Raw genomic sequence first — 19446 nt, 5'->3', positions numbered from 1 at the left:
CAATGAAAACGCCGCCCTCTGGCGGCGTTTTTGTTTGGCCAATGCGACGCGCCGAGCTTCTAACCTTTCATTCCCGCGGAGGCGGGGACCCATCCACGCGATCCATCAAGGTCACCCTACGGTGATGTGCCTTCACGACGGATTCCCGCCTTCGCGGGAATGACAGCATCGATCAGTGTCCGTACCCGTTGGTGATCGGATACCGCCGCTCGCGCCCGAACGCGCGCCGCGACACCTTCGGCCCCGGCGCCGCCTGGTGGCGCTTCCATTCGCTGATGCGCACCAGCCGCAACACGCGGTCCACCGTGGCCTGGTCAAACCCGGCTCCGATGATGTCCTCGCGCGACTGCTCCTGGTCGACGTAGCGAAGCAGGATCGCGTCGAGCACGTCGTACGGCGGCAGCGAATCTTGGTCCTTCTGGTTTTCGCGCAGCTCGGCCGACGGCGGGCGGTCGATCACCGCCTGCGGGATCACGCGGTCGCCCACCGTGTTGCGCCAGCGCGCGAGCGCGAAGACCTCGGTCTTGTAGATGTCCTTCAGCGGCGCGTAACCGCCGGCCATGTCGCCGTAGATCGTCGCGTAGCCGACCGCGTACTCGCTCTTGTTGCCGGTGGTCAGCAGCAGGCCGCCGAACTTGTTGCTCATCGCCATCAGCAGCGCGCCGCGGATGCGCGACTGCAGGTTCTCCTCGGCGGTGTCGACCGGCCGGCCGGCGAAGGTCTCCGATAGCGCATCGAGGAAGCCCTGGAACGGCTTCTCGATCGGCACCGTCATCAGTCGCACGCCCTGCATGCGGCACTGCTCCTCGGCGAGGTCGTTCGACATGCCCGCCGTGTAGCGCGAGGGCATGCGCACGGCGGTGACGTTCTCGGCACCGAGCGCATCGACGGCGATCGCCAGCACGAGCGAGGAATCGATTCCGCCCGACAGACCCAGCCACGCATGCTTGAAGCCGTTCTTGGCGAAGTAGTCGCGCGTGCCGCGCACGACCGCGCGCCACGCGAGCGCATCGCGGCTTTCGTCCCCGTCTTCCATCCACTGCACCGGCGAGAAGCGGCGCGAGTCGGAATCGAAGTCCACCACCAGCCACTGGTCGGTGAATGCCGCAGCCGCAGGATGCACGGTGCCGTCGCCGTCGGCTACGACCGAGCCACCATCGAACACGACCGCGTCCTGGCCGCCGACGGTGTTGACGTAGACCAGGCCAACGCCGGTTTCCTGCACGCGCTGGGCCAGCAGTGCATCGCGATCGGCATGCTTGTCGCGCTCGAACGGCGAGGCGTTCGGGACGAGCACGAGCTCGGCGCCCTTCGCCACCGTGCTGGCGAGCGGCTCGGGAAACCACAGGTCCTCGCAGACCAGCAGGCCGACCTGCACGCCGTCGACGTCGAAGACGCAATCGTCGCGATCGGGATCGACATCGAAGTAGCGGCGTTCGTCGAACACCGCGTAGTTGGGCAGTTCGCGCTTGCGATAGGTGTGCGAGACGTGGCCGTCGCGCAGCACGCTCGCCGCGTTGTAGACGACGCTTCCCGCCGCCTGCGGCCAGCCAACCACGGCGACGATGTCGCGCACGTTCGTGGCGATGCGCTCGAGTTCGGCCTGGCAGTCGGCCAGGAAGGACGGCCGCAGCAGCAGGTCTTCGGGCGGATAGCCGCTGAGCGCGAGTTCGGGGAACAGCACGATGTCGGCGCCGTATTCGTCGCGCGCCTGTTCGATCATCGCGGCGATGCGCTCGGCGTTGCGCTGGACGGCACCGACGGGAAAGTCGAACTGCGCGAGGGCGATGCGGAGGGGGTTCGGCATGTGAGGGGTGATTCGCACTAAGCCCCTCTCCCGCCTGCGGGAGAGGGGTTGGGGTGAGGGCCGTCGGCGAGGGCTGAATGGATCGCCATCATCACTGCGTCGGTCCGAGTCAGAACGTCATTGTTCCAGAATCTGAGGACACGGTAGCCCCGGCTTTGTAAATGGGCCGTCCTCGTCGTGTCGGCGACACCTGCGCTGACGTGCTGGCCACCGTCCAGTTCAACGATCAGCCTTGCCTGGATGCATGCGAAGTCGACGATGTAGGGGCCGATCGGAAGCTGGCGACGGAACTTGTGGCCCACGAGTGTTCGATTGCGCAGGAAGAACCAGAGATGGCGCTCGGCGTCGGTCATTTCCCTTCGCAGATGGCGCGCGAAGTTGCGTTTTTGACCTGGGCGCATGTGCTTCCCCGAAAGGGAAACAACATGCCGACCTTGCTTTCGACGTCGTATCGGGCGATGCCTCGATTGCCCTCACCCCAACCCCTCTCCCGCATGCGGGAGAGGGGCTACAGCTTGTCAGAGGCGTCCGACGCCCAGAGATCCGAAGCCTCTCTCCCGTTTACGGGAGAGGGGTTGGGGTGAGGGCAATCGGCTGAGACATTCCGACCCAAGTCCTGAAAGAAAAAGGCCGCCCGAAGGCGGCCTTTTCCTGACGGCGATGTACAGAAACGCTTACTTCGCCAGACGCTTGGCGATCGCCGCGCCGAGGTCGCCGGGCGACTTCACCGTGGTCACGCCCGCCTTTTCCATCGCGGCGAACTTGCCTTCCGCCGTGCCCGAGCCGCCCGAGGCGATCGCGCCCGCGTGGCCCATGCGCTTGCCCTTCGGGGCGGAGGCGCCGGCGATGAAGCCCACGACCGGCTTGGTCACGTGCTTGGCGATGAACTCGGCCGCTTCTTCCTCGGCCGAACCGCCGATCTCGCCGACCATGATGATGCCTTCGGTCTGCGGGTCTTCCTGGAACAGCTTCAGCGCGTCGATGAAGTTGGTGCCGTTGATCGGGTCGCCGCCGATGCCGATGCAGGTCGACTGGCCGAGGCCGACGTCGGTGGTCTGCTTCACGGCTTCATACGTCAGCGTGCCCGAGCGCGACACGATGCCGATCTTGCCCGGCATGTGGATGTGGCCCGGCATGATGCCGATCTTGCACTCGCCCGGCGTGATCACGCCCGGGCAGTTCGGGCCGACCAGCACGGTGTCCGGGTAGCCCTTCAGCGCGTTCTTCGCACGCAGCATGTCCAGCACCGGGATGCCCTCGGTGATGCACACGATGACCTTGATGCCGGCAGCGGCCGCTTCCATGATCGCGTCGGCCGCGAACGGCGGCGGGACGTAGATGACGGACGCGTCGGCGCCGGTGGTCTTCACGGCTTCGGCGACGGTGTTGAAGACCGGCAGGCCGAGGTGCTGCGTGCCGCCCTTGCCCGGCGTGACGCCGCCGACGACCTGGGTGCCGTATTCCAGCATCTGCTGCGCGTGGAAGGTGCCCTGCGAGCCGGTGAAGCCCTGGACGATGACCTTCGTGTTCTTGTTGATCAAAACGGACATGTCATCAGCCCCTTACTTGCCAGCGACGGCCGCAACGGCCTTCTTCGCGCCATCGTTGATGTCGTCGGCCGGGGTAATGGCCAGACCCGAGTTCTTCAGCAGTTCCTTGCCGGCTTCGACGTTCGTGCCTTCGAGGCGGACGATCACCGGGACCTTGACGTCGACTTCCTTCACCGCGGCGATGATGCCCTCGGCGATCATGTCGCAGCGGACGATGCCGCCGAAGATGTTCACGAAGATCGCCTTCACCTTGTCGGACGACAGGATCAGCTTGAAGGCTTCAGTCACGCGCTCCTTGGTGGCGCCGCCGCCGACGTCCAGGAAGTTCGCCGGCTCGCCGCCGTTGAGCTTGATGACGTCCATCGTCGCCATGGCCAGGCCTGCGCCGTTGACCATGCAGCCGATGTTGCCGTCCATCGTGACGTAGTTGAGGTCGTGCTGGCTGGCCAGCACTTCGGTCTCGTCTTCCTGGCGGATGTCGCGCATGGCGACCAGTTCCGGATGACGGAACGAGGCGTTGTCGTCGGAGTCGACCTTGCCGTCGAGCACGGCGAGGTCGCCGTTGGTGAGGATGGCCAGCGGGTTCAGTTCGACCAGCGCCAGGTCCTTCTCGTTGAACAGCTTGTACAGGCCCAGCATGATCTTGGTCAGCTGGTTGACCTGCTTGGCGTTCAGGCCCATCGCGAAGCCGAGGTCGCGGCACTCGTAGGGCTGCAGGCCCTGCACGTAGTTCACGTGCAGCGCGTGGATGGCTTCCGGCTTCTCGGCGGCCACCTGTTCGATGTCCATGCCGCCCTCGGCCGAGGCGATGAAGGTGACCGACTTGGTCGAGCGGTCGACCAGCACCGACAGGTACAGCTCCTTGGCGATGTCGGTGCCTTCGGAGATCAGGACCGCATCGATCGGCAGCTCGACGCCCGCCGTCTGGTAGGTCGCCATCTTCGTGCCGAGCATCGCGGCGGCGTACTGCTTCACCTCGTCGTACGACTTGGCCAGCTTGACGCCGCCGGCCTTGCCGCGGCCGCCCGCGTGGATCTGCGCCTTGACGACCCACAGGTCGCCCGGGATGGCCTTGGCGGCCGCGACGGCTTCGTCCGGAGTGCGCGCGACGCGCCCGGTCGGCACCGCGATGCCGTAGTCGGCAAACAGCTGCTTTGCCTGATATTCGTGAAAATTCATGCGTCACCGAGGGGAGTGAAAAGAATCCCCGCGGCCGGCTTCGCTCCGAGGTCCGGGAAACCCAGGACCGTCGTGACGTCGAGCGCGAGGGGGCGGTATTGTCGCCCATCCACGCGGCCCGGGCAAAACCGCCCGGCGGCCACGCGCCGGCGGTAGCGGTTCGCCGGCGCCGCCAGCCATACTCGGCACATCGTTTTCGCACGGAAGGAACGCCGCTTGTCGATCGCCTCCGCCCGGCCGCCCGTCGCCGCCGACGCCGACAGCGCGCTTCGCCGCGAGCTGTACTTCTTCACGCTCTACCGCCTGTTCGAGGCGGCCTTGCTGGTGTTCTTCCTGTTCGGACCGGCCACCGGGCTGGTCGAACCGCTGCGCAACGCGCTGGGCGCGCGCTCGATCGCCCTGTCCTACCTCTTCATCGCCGCGCTGCTGTTCGTGTTCGGCCGACGTGGCGAGCTGCGCGCGCAGACGCTGACGGGCATCGCCGCCGATCTTTTCTTCGGTTTGCTGGCGATGCATGCGATGCCCGCCGCCGGCACCGGCATCGCGCTGATGCTGCTGTTCAACGTGGGCGCGGCCTCGCTGCTGCTGCCGGCGCGGTACGGCCTGGGTGCGGCAGTGGTGGCGGTGCTGGGCCTGTTCGGCGAGTTCGTCTGGAGCCGGTTCGCGCCCGACGCTGCCGACCGCACGCTCGCCGAACCGATGATGTTCGCGGTGGGTTACATGGCGATCGCCACGCTGACCAGCATCCTCGGCCGGCAGATGCGCGAGAGCTACGACCTCGCCGAACGCCGCGGCGCCGAGGCCGCGCACCTGGGCGAGATCAACGAGCTGATCATCCGCCGCCTGCGCACGGGCGTGCTGCTCGTCGACCGTGGCGACCGCATCCGCCTGGCGAACGAGGCGGCCATGCTGCTGCTCGGCGATGCAGGCGAAAGCACCGACCTGCACGGCCAGCGCAGCCTGGCGGTCGCCGCGCCGGAACTGGCGCGCCGGCTCGAACGCTGGCGCCAGGACGGCACACACAACGACAGCCCGCTGCAGCTGGCGCCGGATCTTCCGGAAGTGGTGCCGCGTTTCACCCGGCTGCTCGCCGGCAGCGAGCAGGTGCTGGTCTTCCTCGACGACACCTCGCTGCTCTCGCGCCATGCCGAATCGATGACGCTGGCGACGCTGGGCCGTTTTTCGGCAAGCCTCGCGCACGAGATCCGCAACCCTCTCGCCGCGATCAACTACGCCGTGCAGCTGCTGGAAGAGTCCGACGACATACCCACCGCCGAGCGGCGCCTGCTGGAAATCATCCGCCAGCAGGGCATCCGCATGAACGGCATCGTCGAGAACGTGCTGGGCATGGCGCGGCGTGAACCAGCCAAACCCGAGCACGTGGAACTGGTCGCCTTCGCGAAGCTGTTCGTCGACGAATACCTCGCGAGCCACCCGCTGGACCTCGACACGCTGCGCAGCACCTCGCAGATCCCGCGCCTGCCGGTGCTGATCGATCCGCGCCATCTGCACCAGGTGCTCACGGTGCTCGTGTCGAATGCACTGAGCTATGGCCGCATGCCGGGCGAGCCGGCGCGAGTGACGGTGAGCGTGTATCCGGACGATGCGGGACTTCCGTGCATCGACGTGCTCGATCGTGGACCGGGCATTCCCGAATCGGTGGCGTCGCGGCTGTTCCGCCCGTTCTTCACGACCTCCAGCCACGGCACCGGGCTTGGGCTCTACATCGCGCGCGAATTGTGTCGGGCCAACCAGGCCACGCTCGACTACGTCGCCATGCCGGGCGGCGGCGGGTGCTTCCGGGTGCGCCTGATCGGGAGCCACACGTTGCTGTCGTCCTGAGGCTAAACCTGAACAGGGCAAATCGCTCTGCGCGTGCTTGGCGCCCCGCACGACCTTAAGTTATCGTGAAGGCCGGAGGGAAAATGGCTGAAACACGTAGTGCATTGGTGGTCGACGACGAACGCGACATCCGCGAACTGCTCGTCATGACCCTGGGCCGCATGGGCCTTCGATGCGACACCGCCTCCACGCTCGGCGAAGCCCGCGGCCAGCTCGCGCGCAATCGCTATGACCTGTGCCTGACGGACATGCGCTTGCCGGACGGCTCGGGCATGGACCTGGTCGCCGAGATCAGCCAGAAGCATCCGGAAACGCCGGTCGCGATGATCACCGCCTTCGGCAACGTCGAAGCCGCGGTCGAGGCCTTGAAGGCCGGCGCATTCGACTTCGTCGCAAAGCCCGTGGACCTGGCCGTGCTGCGCGATCTGGTCCGCCACGCGCTCGACCTCAACGAACGCCGCAAGAGCGCGCCGCCGGCCGACATCGTCGCCGCACGCCTGTACGGCCAGTCACCCGCGATGGCTACCCTGCGCGGCACGATCGCCAAGGTCGCCCGCAGCCAGGCGCCTGTGTACATCGTGGGCGAATCGGGTGTGGGCAAGGAGCTCGTCGCCCGCACGATCCACGCCGAAGGCGCGCGTTCGACCGGACCGTTCGTCCCGGTGAACTGCGGCGCGATCCCGGCCGAACTGATGGAAAGCGAGTTCTTCGGCCACAAGAAGGGCAGCTTCACCGGCGCGCATGCCGACAAGCCGGGCCTGTTCCAGAGCGCCGACGGCGGCACGCTGTTCTTGGACGAAATCGCCGAGCTTCCGCTGGCGATGCAGGTCAAGCTGCTGCGCGCGATCCAGGAAAAATCGATCCGCCCGGTGGGCGCAAACGCCGAAGTCCCGGTCGACGTGCGCATCCTGTCGGCGACGCACAAGGATCTGGCGGCGCTCGTCGCCGACGGCCGTTTCCGCCAGGACCTGTACTACCGCATCAACGTGATCGAACTGCGCGTGCCGCCGCTGCGCGAACGCCAGGACGACCTGCCCGGCCTCGCCGAGAAGGTGCTGCAGCGTCTTTCGCTTGCGCAGGGCCGCGTGTTCCCGCCGACGCTGTCGGCCGACGCGCTCGATACGCTGCGTGCGTATGCCTTCCCGGGCAACGTGCGCGAGCTGGAGAACATCCTCGAACGCGCGCTTGCACTGGCCGAAGGCGACAGCCTGACCGCCGAGGACCTGCGCCTGCCGAAGGCCGCGAATACGGTGTCCGCCGCGACGCCGATTCCGGCTACGGGTGCAACGTCGGCGACTGCGCCCGCGAATTCCGCAGCGCCGCCGCTGATGGTGCCGGGCCAGCCGACGCAGGCGATCGATCCGCGCACGCTCAACCCGCGCGATACGGCCAGCAGCCCCCTGCCCTCGTACATCGAGGAAATCGAACGCGCCGCCATCCAGCAGGCGCTGCAGGAAAACCGCTACAACAAGACGCGCACCGCGGCGGCGCTCGGCATCACCTTCCGCGCGCTGCGATACAAGCTGAAGAAGCTCGGCATCGATTGACGGTGCCGCGCCTTTCGTCGATCGGACGCAGGCGCCCGCAGCCGCTTTTCATCGACGCACCGGAAGAATTCCGCGAACGCGCGGGGCGCGAACAGTGCGTCCTCGTCCAACTGGGGTGCGACAGCCTGGACGTCCCTCGCTTGGCTCATCACGTCCATGATCGACCGGGCTTCAGGCACTCCGTCCTGAAGACTGTCCCTACGTGAGGCCGTACGCACCCGTACCGCCACGTCGGGGAGCCCCGGACAGAGTGACGCAATTCGTCAGCTCGCAGCGGGCGTGACACTCAGCGTCACCCGCCCTCTGACCGGTTCTGACATTTAGCGTGACCTCATCTCCAGTTCAGCACGCACGTGGCCCGGAAGTCTTGTTGGCACGGCTTATGCGTGTACCTTAGCGGCACGTGCAGTGAGCACGGCTGCCCGAGGACCGGAAACGCCGGCCCACAGGCACGTGAAGTTCCAAAACACTCCTAGGGGAAATCGTAATGAAGAAGCAGCAGGGCTTTACCCTCATCGAACTGATGATCGTCGTCGCGATCATCGCCATCCTGGCCGCCATCGCGCTGCCTGCCTACCAGGACTACACCACCCGCGCCAAGATCTCCGAAGCGCTGGTGATGGCTGCTCCGGCCAAGCTCGCCGTTGCCGAGACCGCCTCGTCGATGGGTTCTCTGGCTTCGGTGACCGCTGAAAACTCGGGCTACACCTTCCCGGGCGCCACCAAGTACGTCAGCGACATCGTGATCACCGACGAGGAGGGCACCGTCACCATCACCTCGACGGTCCCGAATGCTGAGGGCGATATCACGCTGACCCCGAGCACCATCAACGACACCGCCCAGGTCACTTGGATCTGCGCCTCGGAAGACATCGAGGCGAAGTTCCTGCCGGCCGAATGCCGTCCGCAGAGCTAACTGACGCGGTTGTTTGAACGCGAACCCCGGCTTCGGCCGGGGTTCGCTGTTTTTGGCCTCGGTGGAACCGAATCCGACATGAAATTCACTCGCGCCACGTCGTGGCTCCTGCCCGCGGCATTCGTTCTCACCGCCGCCGTCTACTGGCTGGGCCTCAAGGGTCCGTTCCTTTTTGACGATGGCTACGCATTGGCCCCCATCTCGGAGTGGTACCGCGGCGAACGGATCTGGCAGGAAGTGTTTGGGGACGGCTCTCTGTTGCTCGCGCGCCCGCTCGCCATGCTCAGCTTCATGCTGACCACCTGGCTTGGGGGCCCGGACAGCTTCTCCTTCAAGCTCGGCAACCTCGTCGTTCATCTGCTGTGCGGCCTGCTGGTCTGGCGCATCGGGCGCCAGGCTTTCTCGCTCGACCAGCGCCTGGCGCGGCATTCGGAACTGCTCGCCGCATTGCTTACGGTTTTCTGGCTCCTGCATCCGCTGCACGTCAGCACCGTGCTGTATTCGGTGCAGCGGATGGCACAGCTCAGCACCCTCTTCACGCTCGCCGCGGTGCTCCTCTACCTGGGCGCACGTCGCGACCTCGACGCCGGAACCACGCGCGCTGCATGGGCGAAGCTGTTCGTGGCCCTGCCCCTGATGGTCTTCGCGGGCCTGATGAGCAAACAGAACGCTGCGGTCGCCCCACTGCTATGCCTCGCCTGCGAGCTCGGCTACTTCCGTGGCTGGCGCACGCAGCGCGGGACCCTGTCCGTGTTCTATGGCCTGTTCCTGCTGCTGCCTGCAGTCGGCGCCTGTCTGGTACTCGCGCTGTATCCGCAAAAAGTCCTGGGCGGTTATGCGGAGTGGGACTTCACGCTCGGTCAGCGCCTGCTGACCCAGCCGCGAGCGCTGATGGACTACGTCGGCATGCTGCTGTTCCCGCGTGGCCCGCGGATGGGGCTGTACACCGACGACTTCGCGATCTCCTCCAGCCTTACTTCTCCCGCTACGACATGGATGGCCATCGTCGCGCTCATCGGCATCAGCGTAGGCGCTATCGCGCTGCGCAAGCGCGCGCCGTCATTGTTCGTGGGCTGGTTCTTCTTCCTCGGCGCGCACGTGGTCGAGTCGACCTTCCTGCCGATCGAGATGTATTACGAGCACCGCAATTATCTGCCGTCCGTGGGACTGCTCATTGGCCTGCTCGGCTGTGTCGCTTTGGTACCGGCGAACCCGCCGTTCAATGTCCTGACACCCAAGCAGATCGGAACGCTTGCCGCCACCGGCTTCGCGCTGGTCCTGACCGTGGCGACGTTCGGACGCGTGCTGGTCTGGCAGAGCCTAGACGGCATCCTCGTGCAGGCGCTGCGCTTCCATCCGAACTCGCTTCGGGCGAATTTCGACGCGGCCGACGTAGCATCGGCTCGTGGCGACTACGGCACGCATGAAGTGCTGATCCGGCGCCTGATGGAAAGCCAGGACCCGCGCAGCCGCCAGATGGCCCGCTTCGAATTGGTCGCCGGCAACTGCCGCAAGGGCGCTGGCGACAACCGGCTCGTCCTGGAAGATGCCGTAGTCGAAGCGAAGCGGCTGCAGCGCATCACGGTCTTTGACACCTACGCGGTCACGCGCCTGTCCAACGCGAGCCGCAAGCCGACGTGTGGCGACGTCGACCGGGCGGCCATCGCCGGCTATCTCCGCGAAGTTGTCGATGCCGCGGCGGCCCAGCCCGAGTCGGCAACGCCCAAATGGTTTTTCCGCAATCTTCTGTCGCAGATGTACGCCAGTGTCGGCCAATGGCCGGAGGCGGCCCATCAGGCGGAACTCGCGTGGAAGGCCAGCGGGGACAAGAAGATCGGCGTTTTCCTCGCGCGTGCCTACGTCCATTCCGGCCAGCTGGAAGACGCCCGCGAAGTGCTCGCCATCGCGGAAACCCAGATCCGCCCCGACGACGTTCAGGGACAATCGGCCGTTGCGGCGGTCAGGAAGCTGATCGACGAACGGAGTCCAGAGCCTTCGCCCAAGGCCCACCCCGGTTCAGCCTGACCCTGGTCGTAGGAGGAGCTCGCCGGATTCGCTTTTGAGCGACGACCGTCCGATCTTGTGCCGCCCGAATGCGGTACATTCCGGCTGGGGAAGCAGAAATTGTTTTAGGGGAAAGCATGAATACCGTGGCTACCGCCAATCTGGTGGGAATCACTGGCATCGCCCGGCGCCTGGTGCTCGATGGCGCGCTCGAGGACGTGGTCGCACGCCAGGCGCAGGCTGCCGCAACGGCCGCCAAGCAGCCGCTCGGTGCGTATCTCGCCGAGAAGCGCCTCGTTTCTCCGGCCCAGCTCGCTGCCGCCAATTCGGTCGAATTCGGGGTGCCGCTGTTTGACGTCGGCGCCTTCGACGCCGGCCAATCTGCAATCAAGCTGGTAAACGAGGCTCTGGTGCGAAAGCACCAGATCCTGCCACTTTACCGGCGCGGTAACCGCCTCTTCATCGGCATTAGCGACCCGACCAACGCCCAGGCCCTGGACGAAGTCAAATTCCAGACCAACCTGGCCGTCGAGCCGATCCTGCTCGACGCCGAGCGCCTGCAGCGCACCATCGACCTCTGGCTGGAGCAGAGCGACTCGCTCTCCGATGCGGTCGGCGGCGAGGAAGGCCTGGAGACGCTGGACGTATCCGGTGGCGACGACGTCGCGAACGAAAGCGGCGTGGACGTCAAGACCGACGACACCCCGGTCGTGAAGTTCGTCAACAAGGTGCTGGTCGATGCCATCCGTCGCGGCGCCTCGGACATCCACTTCGAGCCTTACGAAACCGACTACCGGGTGCGCCTGCGCATCGACGGCCTGCTCAAGCAGGTCAGCAAGGTGCCCCCGAACCTGTCGGCGCGCATCGCCGCGCGCCTGAAGGTGATGGCGCAGCTGGATATTGCCGAAAAGCGCGTGCCGCAGGACGGCCGCATCAAGCTCAACATCTCCAAGACCAAGCAGGTCGACTTCCGCGTGAGCACGTTGCCGACGCTGTTCGGCGAAAAGGTCGTGCTGCGTATCCTGGACGGCAGTGCCGCCAAGCTTGGCATCGACAAGCTCGGTTACGAAGACGACCAGCGCGCGTTGTACGAAGCCGCGCTCGCCAAGCCGTACGGAATGGTGCTGGTCACCGGACCGACCGGCTCGGGCAAGACCGTGTCGCTCTACACCGGCCTGAACATCCTCAACGAAGAGGAACGCAACATCTCCACGGTCGAGGATCCGGTCGAAATCCGCGTGCCGGGCATCAACCAGGTGCAGATGAACGTCAAGCGCGGCATGACCTTCGCCGCCGCGCTACGCAGCTTCCTGCGACAGGACCCGGACGTCGTGATGGTCGGCGAAATCCGCGACCTCGAGACCGCGGAGATCGCAGTGAAGGCGGCGCAGACGGGCCACCTGGTGCTGTCCACGCTGCACACCAACGACGCGCCGCAAACCGTGTCGCGACTGATGAACATGGGCATCGCGCCCTACAACATCACCTCGTCGGTAACGCTGATCATCGCGCAGCGACTTGCCCGTCGCCTGCACGACTGCAAGCGCGAAGTATCGCTGCCCGAGCATGCCTTGCTCGCGGAGGGGTTCACCCACCAGGAAGTGGCGGCCGGATTGAAGATCTACGAAGCCGTCGGTTGCCCCGATTGCACCGAAGGCTACAAGGGTCGAACCGGCATCTATCAGGTGATGCCGATGAGCGAGAAGATCCAGTCGATCGTCCTGCAGGGCGGCAACGCCCTGGATATCGCCGAAGCCTCCAAGCAATCCGGCGTGCGTGACCTGCGTCAGTCGGCATTGCTGAAAGTAAAGAACGGCGTGACAAGCCTCGCCGAAATCAACCGCGTAACCAAGGACTAACCCATGTCCGCGACCCGTAGTGCAGTCAAGCCGGCCGCTGCCGCCCGCCGCCCCAACCCGATGAGCACGTTTGTCTGGAATGGAACGGACAAGCGCGGCAAGGTGATGAAGGGCGAGCAGGAAGCGAAGAACGCCAATGCGCTTCGCGCCGAGCTGCGCCGCCAGGGCATCACGCCGCGCGTGGTGAAAGCCAAGGGCAAACCCCTGTTCGGCGCGGCAGGCAAGACGATCACGCCGCTCGAGATCGCGGTGTTCAGTCGCCAGCTCGCGACGATGATGAAGTCGGGCGTGCCCATCGTCAGCTCGCTGGAAATCGTGGCGAACGGCCACAAGAACCAGCGCATGGCGAAGATGCTCAACACGATCCGCTCCGACATCGAGAGCGGTTCCTCGCTTTACGAGGCGCTGAGCAAGCACCCCGTACAGTTCGACGAGTTGTACCGCAACCTGGTCAAGGCGGGCGAGACGGCCGGTGTGCTCGAGACCGTGCTCGATACGATCGCGACATACAAGGAAAACATCGAAGCCCTGAAGGGCAAGATCAAGAAGGCGATGTTCTATCCCGCGATGGTCGTCGCGGTGGCGCTCATCGTCAGCGCGATCCTGCTGGTGTTTGTGGTGCCGCAGTTCGAAACCGTCTTCCAGAGCTTCGGCGCCGACCTTCCGGCCTTCACCAAGCTGATCATCCGCATGAGCGATTTCATGGTCGCCTACTGGTGGATGGTGCTGTTCGCGGTCGTCGGCGCCGGCGTAGCCTTCATCATGGCGAAGAAGCGTTCGGTCGCGTTCTCGCGCTTCCTCGATCGCGCCATCCTCAAGCTGCCGGTGATCGGGCAGATCATGCACAACTCGGCGATCGCGCGATTCTCGCGCACGCTGGGCGTCACCTTCCGCGCGGGCGTACCGTTGGTGGAAGCACTGGACATCGTCGCCGGCGCCACCGGCAACAGCCTCTACGAGGACGCCGTCCGCAACATCCGCGACGACGTCTCGGTCGGCTACTCGGTCAACATGTCCATGAAGCAGGTCAACATCTTCCCGCACATGGTGGTGCAGATGACCGCCATCGGCGAAGAGGCCGGCGCGCTCGACACGATGCTGTTCAAGGTCGCCGAGTTCTACGAGCAGGAAGTCAACAACGCCGTCGACGCGCTTTCCAGCCTGCTGGAACCGCTGATCATGGTGTTCCTGGGCGTGATCGTCGGCGGCATGGTCATCGCGATGTACCTGCCGATCTTCAAGCTCGGCGCGGTCGTGGGCTAAGCGCCCCCGATCACGCCGTTCTGAACTTCGGGCACAATCCCGCGCATGGCATTCCTCGATCAAAACCCCGCCATCGGATTTCCGCTGGCGGCCGGACTCGGCCTGCTGGTCGGCAGCTTCCTCAACGTGGTGATCCTGCGCCTGCCCAAGCGGCTGGAGTGGCAGTGGCGCCGCGACAGTCGCGAGGTGCTCGGTGAACCCGACACCTACGATCCGCCGCCACCGGGCATCGTGGTGGAGCGCTCGCACTGCCCGCACTGCAAGCATCAGCTGTCGTGGTACGAGAACATTCCGGTGTTCAGCTACCTAGTGCTGGGCGGGAAGTGCCGCAACTGCAAGGCGCCGATCTCACCGCAGTACCCGCTGGTCGAGCTGCTGACGATGCTCCTGGTGGTCGCAAGCGTATGGCGCTTCGGCTTCGGCTGGCAGGGCTTTGGCGCAATCGTCTTCACCTGCTTCCTGATCGTGCTGTCGGGCATCGACCTGCGCACGCAGTTGTTGCCAGACCAGCTGACGTTGCCACTGATGTGGCTGGGCCTGATCGCCGCGTCCGACAATCTCTACTTCCCCGCCAAACCGGCGCTGCTGGGCGCGGTGGCGGGCTACCTGAGCCTCTGGATCGTGTGGTGGCTGTTCAAGCAGCTCACCGGGAAGGAAGGCATGGGGCACGGCGACTTCAAGTTGCTGGCGGCCATCGGCGCCTGGACGGGCCTGAAGGGCATCCTGCCGACGATCCTGCTGTCCTCCGTGGTAGGCGCGGTGATCGGCTCGATCTGGCTGGCCATGAAGGGCCGTGATCGGGCGACGCCGATTCCGTTCGGCCCGTACCTCGCCATCGCCGGCTGGATCACCTTCTTCTGGGGCGAGCAGATGGTCGGCGCCTACATGCAGTTCGCCGGGCTGAAGTAAGGTCCAGCCGGTTTACCCTACCCGCTCTGAAGCGGCGTACAGGCCCATGAGTGAGTTCATCGTCGGCGTCACCGGAGGCGTGGCCTCCGGCAAGAGCGAAGTCACGCGCCGCTTCGAGGCGCTGGGCGTTCCCGTCGCGGATGCGGACGTCGCGGCCCGCACCGCGGTCGAGCCGGGCTCGGACGGGTTGGCCGAGGTCGTCGCGACCTTCGGAGCGGATGTCCTCGCGCCGGACGGAAGCCTCGATCGCGCCGCGATGCGTCGCCACGTGTTCGGCGACGACACCGCACGCCGGCGACTTGAAGCCATCATCCACCCCCGCGTGCGGGCGAACCTTCGTGCGGCCTGCGAGGCCGCGTCAGGGCCCTACGCCATCGCGGCCATTCCGCTGCTCGCCGAAGGCGGCGGACGCGAGGCCTACCCGTGGCTGTCGCGCATCCTCGTGGTCGACGTGCCGGTCGATGTGCAACGCGCGCGCGTGATGGCGCGCGACCGCGTGGATGCCGAGCTGGCGCAGCGGATGATCGCCGCTCAGGCGACGCGCGACCAGCGGCTGGCGATCGCGGACGATGTCATCGTGAACGACGGCCCCGTAGAGCTGCTCGTTTCCCATGTCGCGGCGCTGGATCGCCGCTACCGCGCCCTGGCTGGCGCGCACGCGTAAGCGCCCGACCCGTCAGGCCGACGGCCAGAGGCCGCGGATTGCGGCGATGCCCTGGGCGCCGTGCGACCGCGCCTCATCCACATCCGCCGTAGTCAGGCCGCCGATGGCGTAGATCGGCAGCGACACGCGTTCGCGCATTGCCGCGAAACCGTCCCAACCGATGCCCTCGACGCCCGGATGACTCGGCGTCGGTTTCAGCGTGCCGAGCACGGCGAAATCGCACCCGAGTGACTCGGCGGCGAGCAGGTCGTCCACGCCGTGGCAGGAGGCCGCCAAGGGAAGGCCGGGCGGGATCTGACGCTCCGACAGGCCGTGCAGCAGGCGCGAAGGCAGATGCAGACCGAGGCCGAACTCGATCGCCAGCGCGACATTGCCATTCACCAGCGCTTCCGCGCCCGCCTGGCGGCACAGGCGCGCGGCCTGGGCGACCAGCGCGCGCCATCGTCCTGCATCCAGCTCCGGCGCGCGCAGCTGCACGCGCCTGACGCCGTTGGCCAACGCATGTTCGAGACGCCCGAGCCAGACGGCGTCCTCGCCAGCGGGCGGCGGCGTCACGAGGTAGTGCGCCGGCTGAAGCAAGGCCGCGACGACGGGCCGATCGGCCGGCGGCATCGCGTAGCTGGGGAGCTTCTGCGGCGGTACCCAGACCAACGCCTGCCCTTCCAGGCCGCGTGCATGGCCGCGCCACGCGGCGATGCTGCGCACATCGAGGCGCAAGCGTTTGTCGGGATAGCGCTGGGGAACGTTGATCAGCGGCGCGCCGATGTCGACCTCGATGCCGAGCTCCTCGTGCAGCTCGCGCGCCAGCGCCGCTTCGGCGGATTCGCCGGGTTCGTGCTTGCCGCCGGGGAATTCCCACAGGCCGGCGAGGTCGCGCCCTTCCGTACGACGTGCCAGCAGCACGCGGCCGCGCGCATCGCGGATGACGCCCGCGACCACTTCGACACGGCGCAACGCACCGTCAACCGCGCCCGGATCGACCGTGCGCGAGACATCGGGAATGGAAGTGCTGCTCACCTGCTTACCCGGACGAAGAGGCCGTCCCGGGCGCCGCCCTCCCCCGCTTGCGGGAGAGGGCGTCTGGAGCCAGTGCCGTCAGGCGATCTGCCCATGGCAATGCTTGTACTTCTTGCCGCTGCCGCAGGGGCAGGGGTCGTTGCGGCCGACATTGGCGAACACGTCGCCACCGGCAGCGGCCTGCGCCTGCGCGGCTTCCTCGTCGGCACCGAACCCACCGGCCGAGGCGTGCTGGAACTGCATCTGGCGCGCCTGCGCTTCGGCGGCGGCGCGCTCCTGCGCTTCCAGCGCGGCGACTTCGTCCTCGCTGCGGATGCGCACGCGCGCCAGCAGCGTGACGACTTCGCGCTTCACCTTCTCCAGCATCTCGGAGAACAGCTCGAAGGCTTCCTTCTTGTATTCCTGCTTGGGCTGCTTCTGCGCGTAGCCGCGCAGGTGGATGCCCTGGCGCAGGTAATCCATTCGCGCCAGGTGCTCCTTCCAGTTCTGGTCGAGCACGTTGAGCATGATGTGCTTCTCGAGCAGGCGCATCGTCTCGCTGCCGAGCTGCTCCTCGCGCTGCGCGAAGTGGCCTTCGACGGCCTCCTGCACCAGGCGCTCGATCGTCTCGGCGTCGACTTCCTCGCTCTTGCCGACGAACTCGCGCAACGACATCTGCACCCCGAACTCGGACGCGAGCGTCGCTTCCAGGCCCGGCAGGTCCCACTGGTCGTCGACCGAATTCGGCGGCACGAAGCGCGCCACGATGTCGGCCACGACGTCGCCGCGGATGCCTTCGACGTTCTCGTTGACGCTGTCGGCTTCCAGCAGTTCGTCGCGCTGGCTGTAGATCACCTTGCGCTGGTCGTTGTTGACGTCGTCGAAGTCGAGCAGGTTCTTGCGGATGTCGAAGTTGTGGGCCTCGACCTTGCGTTGCGCGTTGGCGATCTGCTTGGTCACCAGCGCGCTTTCGATGATGTCGTCTTCCTTCAGGCCCATGCGCGCCATCACGCGCTGCACCCAGTCGGCCGCGAAGATGCGCATCAGGTTGTCTTCGAGCGACAGGTAGAAGCGCGAGGAACCCGGGTCGCCCTGGCGACCTGCGCGGCCGCGCAGCTGGTTGTCGATGCGGCGGCTTTCGTGACGCTCGGTGCCCACGATGTGTAGGCCGCCGGCGGCCTTCACCGCTTCATGGCGCGCCTGCCATTCGGACTTCAGGCGGGCCTTGGTGACCTCGTCGATCGGCGCGCCGGTCTTGGCTTCCAGCTCGGCGATTTCGTTCTCGAGCGAACCGCCCAGCACGATGTCGGTACCGCGGCCGGCCATGTTGGTGGCGATGGTGATCGCGCCCGGGCGACCGGCCTGCGCGACGATCTGCGCCTCGCGCTCGTGCTGCTTGGCGTTGAGGACTTCGTGGTGGATGCCGGCGTCGCGCAGCTGCTGGCTGAGCATTTCCGACACTTCGATCGAGGTCGTGCCGACCAGCACCGGCTGCTTGCGGGCGTTGGCGTCCTTGATCTCGTTGAGCACCGCGCGGTACTTGCCATTGCGATTGAGGAACACCGCGTCGGGGTGGTCCTTTCGCTGCACCGGCTTGTGGGTCGGGATCACGATGACTTCCAGGCCGTAGATGCTCTGGAATTCGTACGCTTCGGTGTCGGCCGTACCGGTCATGCCGGACAGCTTCTTGTACATGCGGAACAGGTTCTGGAAGGTGATGCTCGCCAGCGTCTGGTTCTCGCGCTGGACCGGCACGCCTTCCTTCGCCTCGACCGCCTGGTGCAGGCCGTCCGACCAGCGACGGCCAGCCAGCGTGCGGCCGGTGAACTCGTCGACGATCACCACTTCGCCGTCGCGGACGATGTAGTCCACGTCGCGCTGGTAGATGGCGTGCGCGCGCATGGCGGCGTTGAGGTGATGCACGACGCTGAGGTTCTGCGCGCCGTAGAGCGTGTCGTCCTCACCCTGCAGGATGCCGGCCTGGCGCAGCAGGTGTTCGGCGCGTTCCTGGCCGGCTTCGGACAGGTGCACCTGCTTGCCCTTCTCGTCGACCCAGTAATCGCCTTCGCTTTCTTCCGTCGCCTGGCGCGACAGCTGCGGAACGATGCGGTTGACCTTGATGTACAGCTCCGGCGACTCGTCGGCCGGGCCGGAGATGATGAGCGGCGTGCGCGCCTCGTCGATCAGGATCGAGTCGACCTCGTCGACGATCGCGTAATGCAGGCTGCGCTGGAAACGGTCTTCCTTCGACAGCGCCATGTTGTCGCGCAGGTAGTCGAAGCCGAACTCGTTGTTGGTGCCGTAGGTGATGTCGGCGGCGTACGCGGCGTGCTTGTCGCTGTGCGGCATGCCCGGGTAGACCACGCCGACCGACAGGCCCAGCCAGTTGTACAGGCGGCCCATCCAGGCCGAGTCGCGGCGGGCCAGGTAGTCGTTCACGGTGACGACGTGGACGCCCTTGCCTTCCAGCGCGTTGAGGTAGACCGGCAGTGTCGCGACCAGGGTCTTGCCTTCGCCGGTGCGCATCTCGGCGATCTTGCCCAGGTGCAGGACCATGCCGCCGATCAGCTGGACGTCGTAATGGCGCATGCCGAGCACGCGCTTGGACGCCTCGCGACAGACGGCGAATGCCTCGGGCAGGATCTTGTCGAGCGACTCGCCATCGGCGATGCGCTTCTGGAACTCCGCCGTCTTGGCCTGCAGTTGCGCATCGGAGAGCTTCTGCATCTCCGGCTCAAGCGCGTTGATCTTGGCGACGGAGCGTTGCAGTTGGCGCAGCAGGCGATCGTTACGGCTGCCGAAAACGCGGGTAAGCAGGCTGTTGAGCATGGAGTGCGACTGGGTCCGTTGTAGCGGAACAGGGATACCGGCGGGCCGGACGCATTCAGAGTCCGTGTCCACCGGCGAGTT

14 protein-coding genes are annotated in these 19446 nt (G+C 66.2%); 8 read left to right on the top strand and 6 right to left on the bottom strand.

Annotated features, from left to right (window positions below; all coding sequences use genetic code 11):
• Positions 1 to 172 precede the first annotated feature (172 nt).
• The 4 genes from DX912_RS05405 to sucC form a co-directional block, all read right to left on the bottom strand.
• A complete protein-coding gene (locus DX912_RS05405) occupies positions 173 to 1807 on the bottom strand; it encodes an NAD+ synthase (RefSeq protein ID WP_115841438.1) in 1635 nt (544 codons plus the stop codon).
• A 17-nt stretch (positions 1808 to 1824) separates the two neighbouring features.
• Positions 1825 to 2208, bottom strand: a complete 384-nt coding sequence (locus tag DX912_RS05400) for an endonuclease domain-containing protein (protein WP_115841437.1) — start codon at positions 2206 to 2208, stop codon at positions 1825 to 1827.
• 273 nt (positions 2209 to 2481) lie between these two features.
• Positions 2482 to 3357: a succinate--CoA ligase subunit alpha gene (gene sucD, locus DX912_RS05395; protein ID WP_115841436.1), complete on the bottom strand. Its 876-nt coding sequence runs from the start codon at positions 3355 to 3357 to the stop codon at positions 2482 to 2484.
• A 12-nt stretch (positions 3358 to 3369) separates the two neighbouring features.
• Positions 3370 to 4536, bottom strand: coding sequence for an ADP-forming succinate--CoA ligase subunit beta (gene sucC, locus DX912_RS05390; protein WP_115841435.1), 1167 nt, complete (start codon positions 4534 to 4536; stop codon positions 3370 to 3372).
• 216 nt (positions 4537 to 4752) lie between these two features.
• On the opposite strand from sucC, the gene DX912_RS05385 reads away from it, so the two are divergent.
• The 8 genes from DX912_RS05385 (at position 4753) to coaE (ending at position 15540) form a co-directional block, all read left to right on the top strand.
• Positions 4753 to 6378 (top strand): sensor histidine kinase, encoded by a 1626-nt coding sequence (locus DX912_RS05385; RefSeq protein ID WP_233433483.1) that lies wholly within the window; start codon positions 4753 to 4755, stop codon positions 6376 to 6378.
• An 83-nt stretch (positions 6379 to 6461) separates the two neighbouring features.
• The gene (locus DX912_RS05380; protein ID WP_115841434.1) at positions 6462 to 7925 is read left to right on the top strand and encodes a sigma-54-dependent transcriptional regulator; all 1464 of its coding nucleotides are present in this window, start codon (positions 6462 to 6464) and stop codon (positions 7923 to 7925) included.
• A 487-nt stretch (positions 7926 to 8412) separates the two neighbouring features.
• A complete protein-coding gene (locus tag DX912_RS05375) occupies positions 8413 to 8841 on the top strand; it encodes a pilin (protein WP_115841433.1) in 429 nt (142 codons plus the stop codon).
• A 78-nt stretch (positions 8842 to 8919) separates the two neighbouring features.
• A complete protein-coding gene (locus DX912_RS05370) occupies positions 8920 to 10866 on the top strand; it encodes a tetratricopeptide repeat protein (protein ID WP_115841432.1) in 1947 nt (648 codons plus the stop codon).
• Between the two features lie 116 nt (positions 10867 to 10982).
• A complete protein-coding gene (gene pilB / locus DX912_RS05365) occupies positions 10983 to 12704 on the top strand; it encodes a type IV-A pilus assembly ATPase PilB (protein WP_115841431.1) in 1722 nt (573 codons plus the stop codon).
• Positions 12705 to 12707: 3 nt separating this feature from the next.
• Positions 12708 to 13967 carry a type II secretion system F family protein gene (locus tag DX912_RS05360; protein ID WP_115841430.1) on the top strand — a complete coding sequence of 420 codons (1260 nt, stop codon included), beginning with the start codon at positions 12708 to 12710 and terminating at the stop codon, positions 13965 to 13967.
• A 45-nt stretch (positions 13968 to 14012) separates the two neighbouring features.
• Positions 14013 to 14876, top strand: coding sequence for a prepilin peptidase (locus tag DX912_RS05355; protein ID WP_115841429.1), 864 nt, complete (start codon positions 14013 to 14015; stop codon positions 14874 to 14876).
• A gap of 46 nt (positions 14877 to 14922) precedes the next feature.
• Positions 14923 to 15540 (top strand): dephospho-CoA kinase, encoded by a 618-nt coding sequence (coaE, locus tag DX912_RS05350; protein WP_115841428.1) that lies wholly within the window; start codon positions 14923 to 14925, stop codon positions 15538 to 15540.
• Positions 15541 to 15552: 12 nt separating this feature from the next.
• On the opposite strand, the gene DX912_RS05345 is transcribed toward coaE, so the two are convergent.
• Positions 15553 to 16494: a Nudix family hydrolase gene (locus DX912_RS05345; protein ID WP_425477909.1), complete on the bottom strand. Its 942-nt coding sequence runs from the start codon at positions 16492 to 16494 to the stop codon at positions 15553 to 15555.
• 141 nt (positions 16495 to 16635) lie between these two features.
• A complete protein-coding gene (gene secA / locus DX912_RS05340) occupies positions 16636 to 19365 on the bottom strand; it encodes a preprotein translocase subunit SecA (RefSeq protein WP_115841427.1) in 2730 nt (909 codons plus the stop codon).
• Between the last annotated feature and the right edge of the window lie 81 nt (positions 19366 to 19446).

It is taken from the genome of Lysobacter soli (assembly GCF_003382285.1).
Lineage (GTDB): Bacteria > Pseudomonadota > Gammaproteobacteria > Xanthomonadales > Xanthomonadaceae > Lysobacter_J > Lysobacter_J soli.
This window is presented reverse-complemented; position numbering and strand designations above follow the sequence as displayed.

Coding starts and splice junctions, on each gene's coding strand:
- DX912_RS05360 (WP_115841430.1), top strand. CDS start 12,708: ATGTCCGCGACCCGTAGTGCAGTCAAGCCGGCCGCTGCCGCCCGCCGC.
- DX912_RS05380 (WP_115841434.1), top strand. CDS start 6,462: ATGGCTGAAACACGTAGTGCATTGGTGGTCGACGACGAACGCGACATC.
- DX912_RS05370 (WP_115841432.1), top strand. CDS start 8,920: ATGAAATTCACTCGCGCCACGTCGTGGCTCCTGCCCGCGGCATTCGTT.
- sucC (WP_115841435.1), bottom strand. CDS start 4,536: ATGAATTTTCACGAATATCAGGCAAAGCAGCTGTTTGCCGACTACGGC.
- DX912_RS05375 (WP_115841433.1), top strand. CDS start 8,413: ATGAAGAAGCAGCAGGGCTTTACCCTCATCGAACTGATGATCGTCGTC.
- DX912_RS05400 (WP_115841437.1), bottom strand. CDS start 2,208: ATGCGCCCAGGTCAAAAACGCAACTTCGCGCGCCATCTGCGAAGGGAA.
- secA (WP_115841427.1), bottom strand. CDS start 19,365: ATGCTCAACAGCCTGCTTACCCGCGTTTTCGGCAGCCGTAACGATCGC.
- pilB (WP_115841431.1), top strand. CDS start 10,983: ATGAATACCGTGGCTACCGCCAATCTGGTGGGAATCACTGGCATCGCC.
- coaE (WP_115841428.1), top strand. CDS start 14,923: ATGAGTGAGTTCATCGTCGGCGTCACCGGAGGCGTGGCCTCCGGCAAG.
- DX912_RS05405 (WP_115841438.1), bottom strand. CDS start 1,807: ATGCCGAACCCCCTCCGCATCGCCCTCGCGCAGTTCGACTTTCCCGTC.
- sucD (WP_115841436.1), bottom strand. CDS start 3,357: ATGTCCGTTTTGATCAACAAGAACACGAAGGTCATCGTCCAGGGCTTC.
- DX912_RS05355 (WP_115841429.1), top strand. CDS start 14,013: ATGGCATTCCTCGATCAAAACCCCGCCATCGGATTTCCGCTGGCGGCC.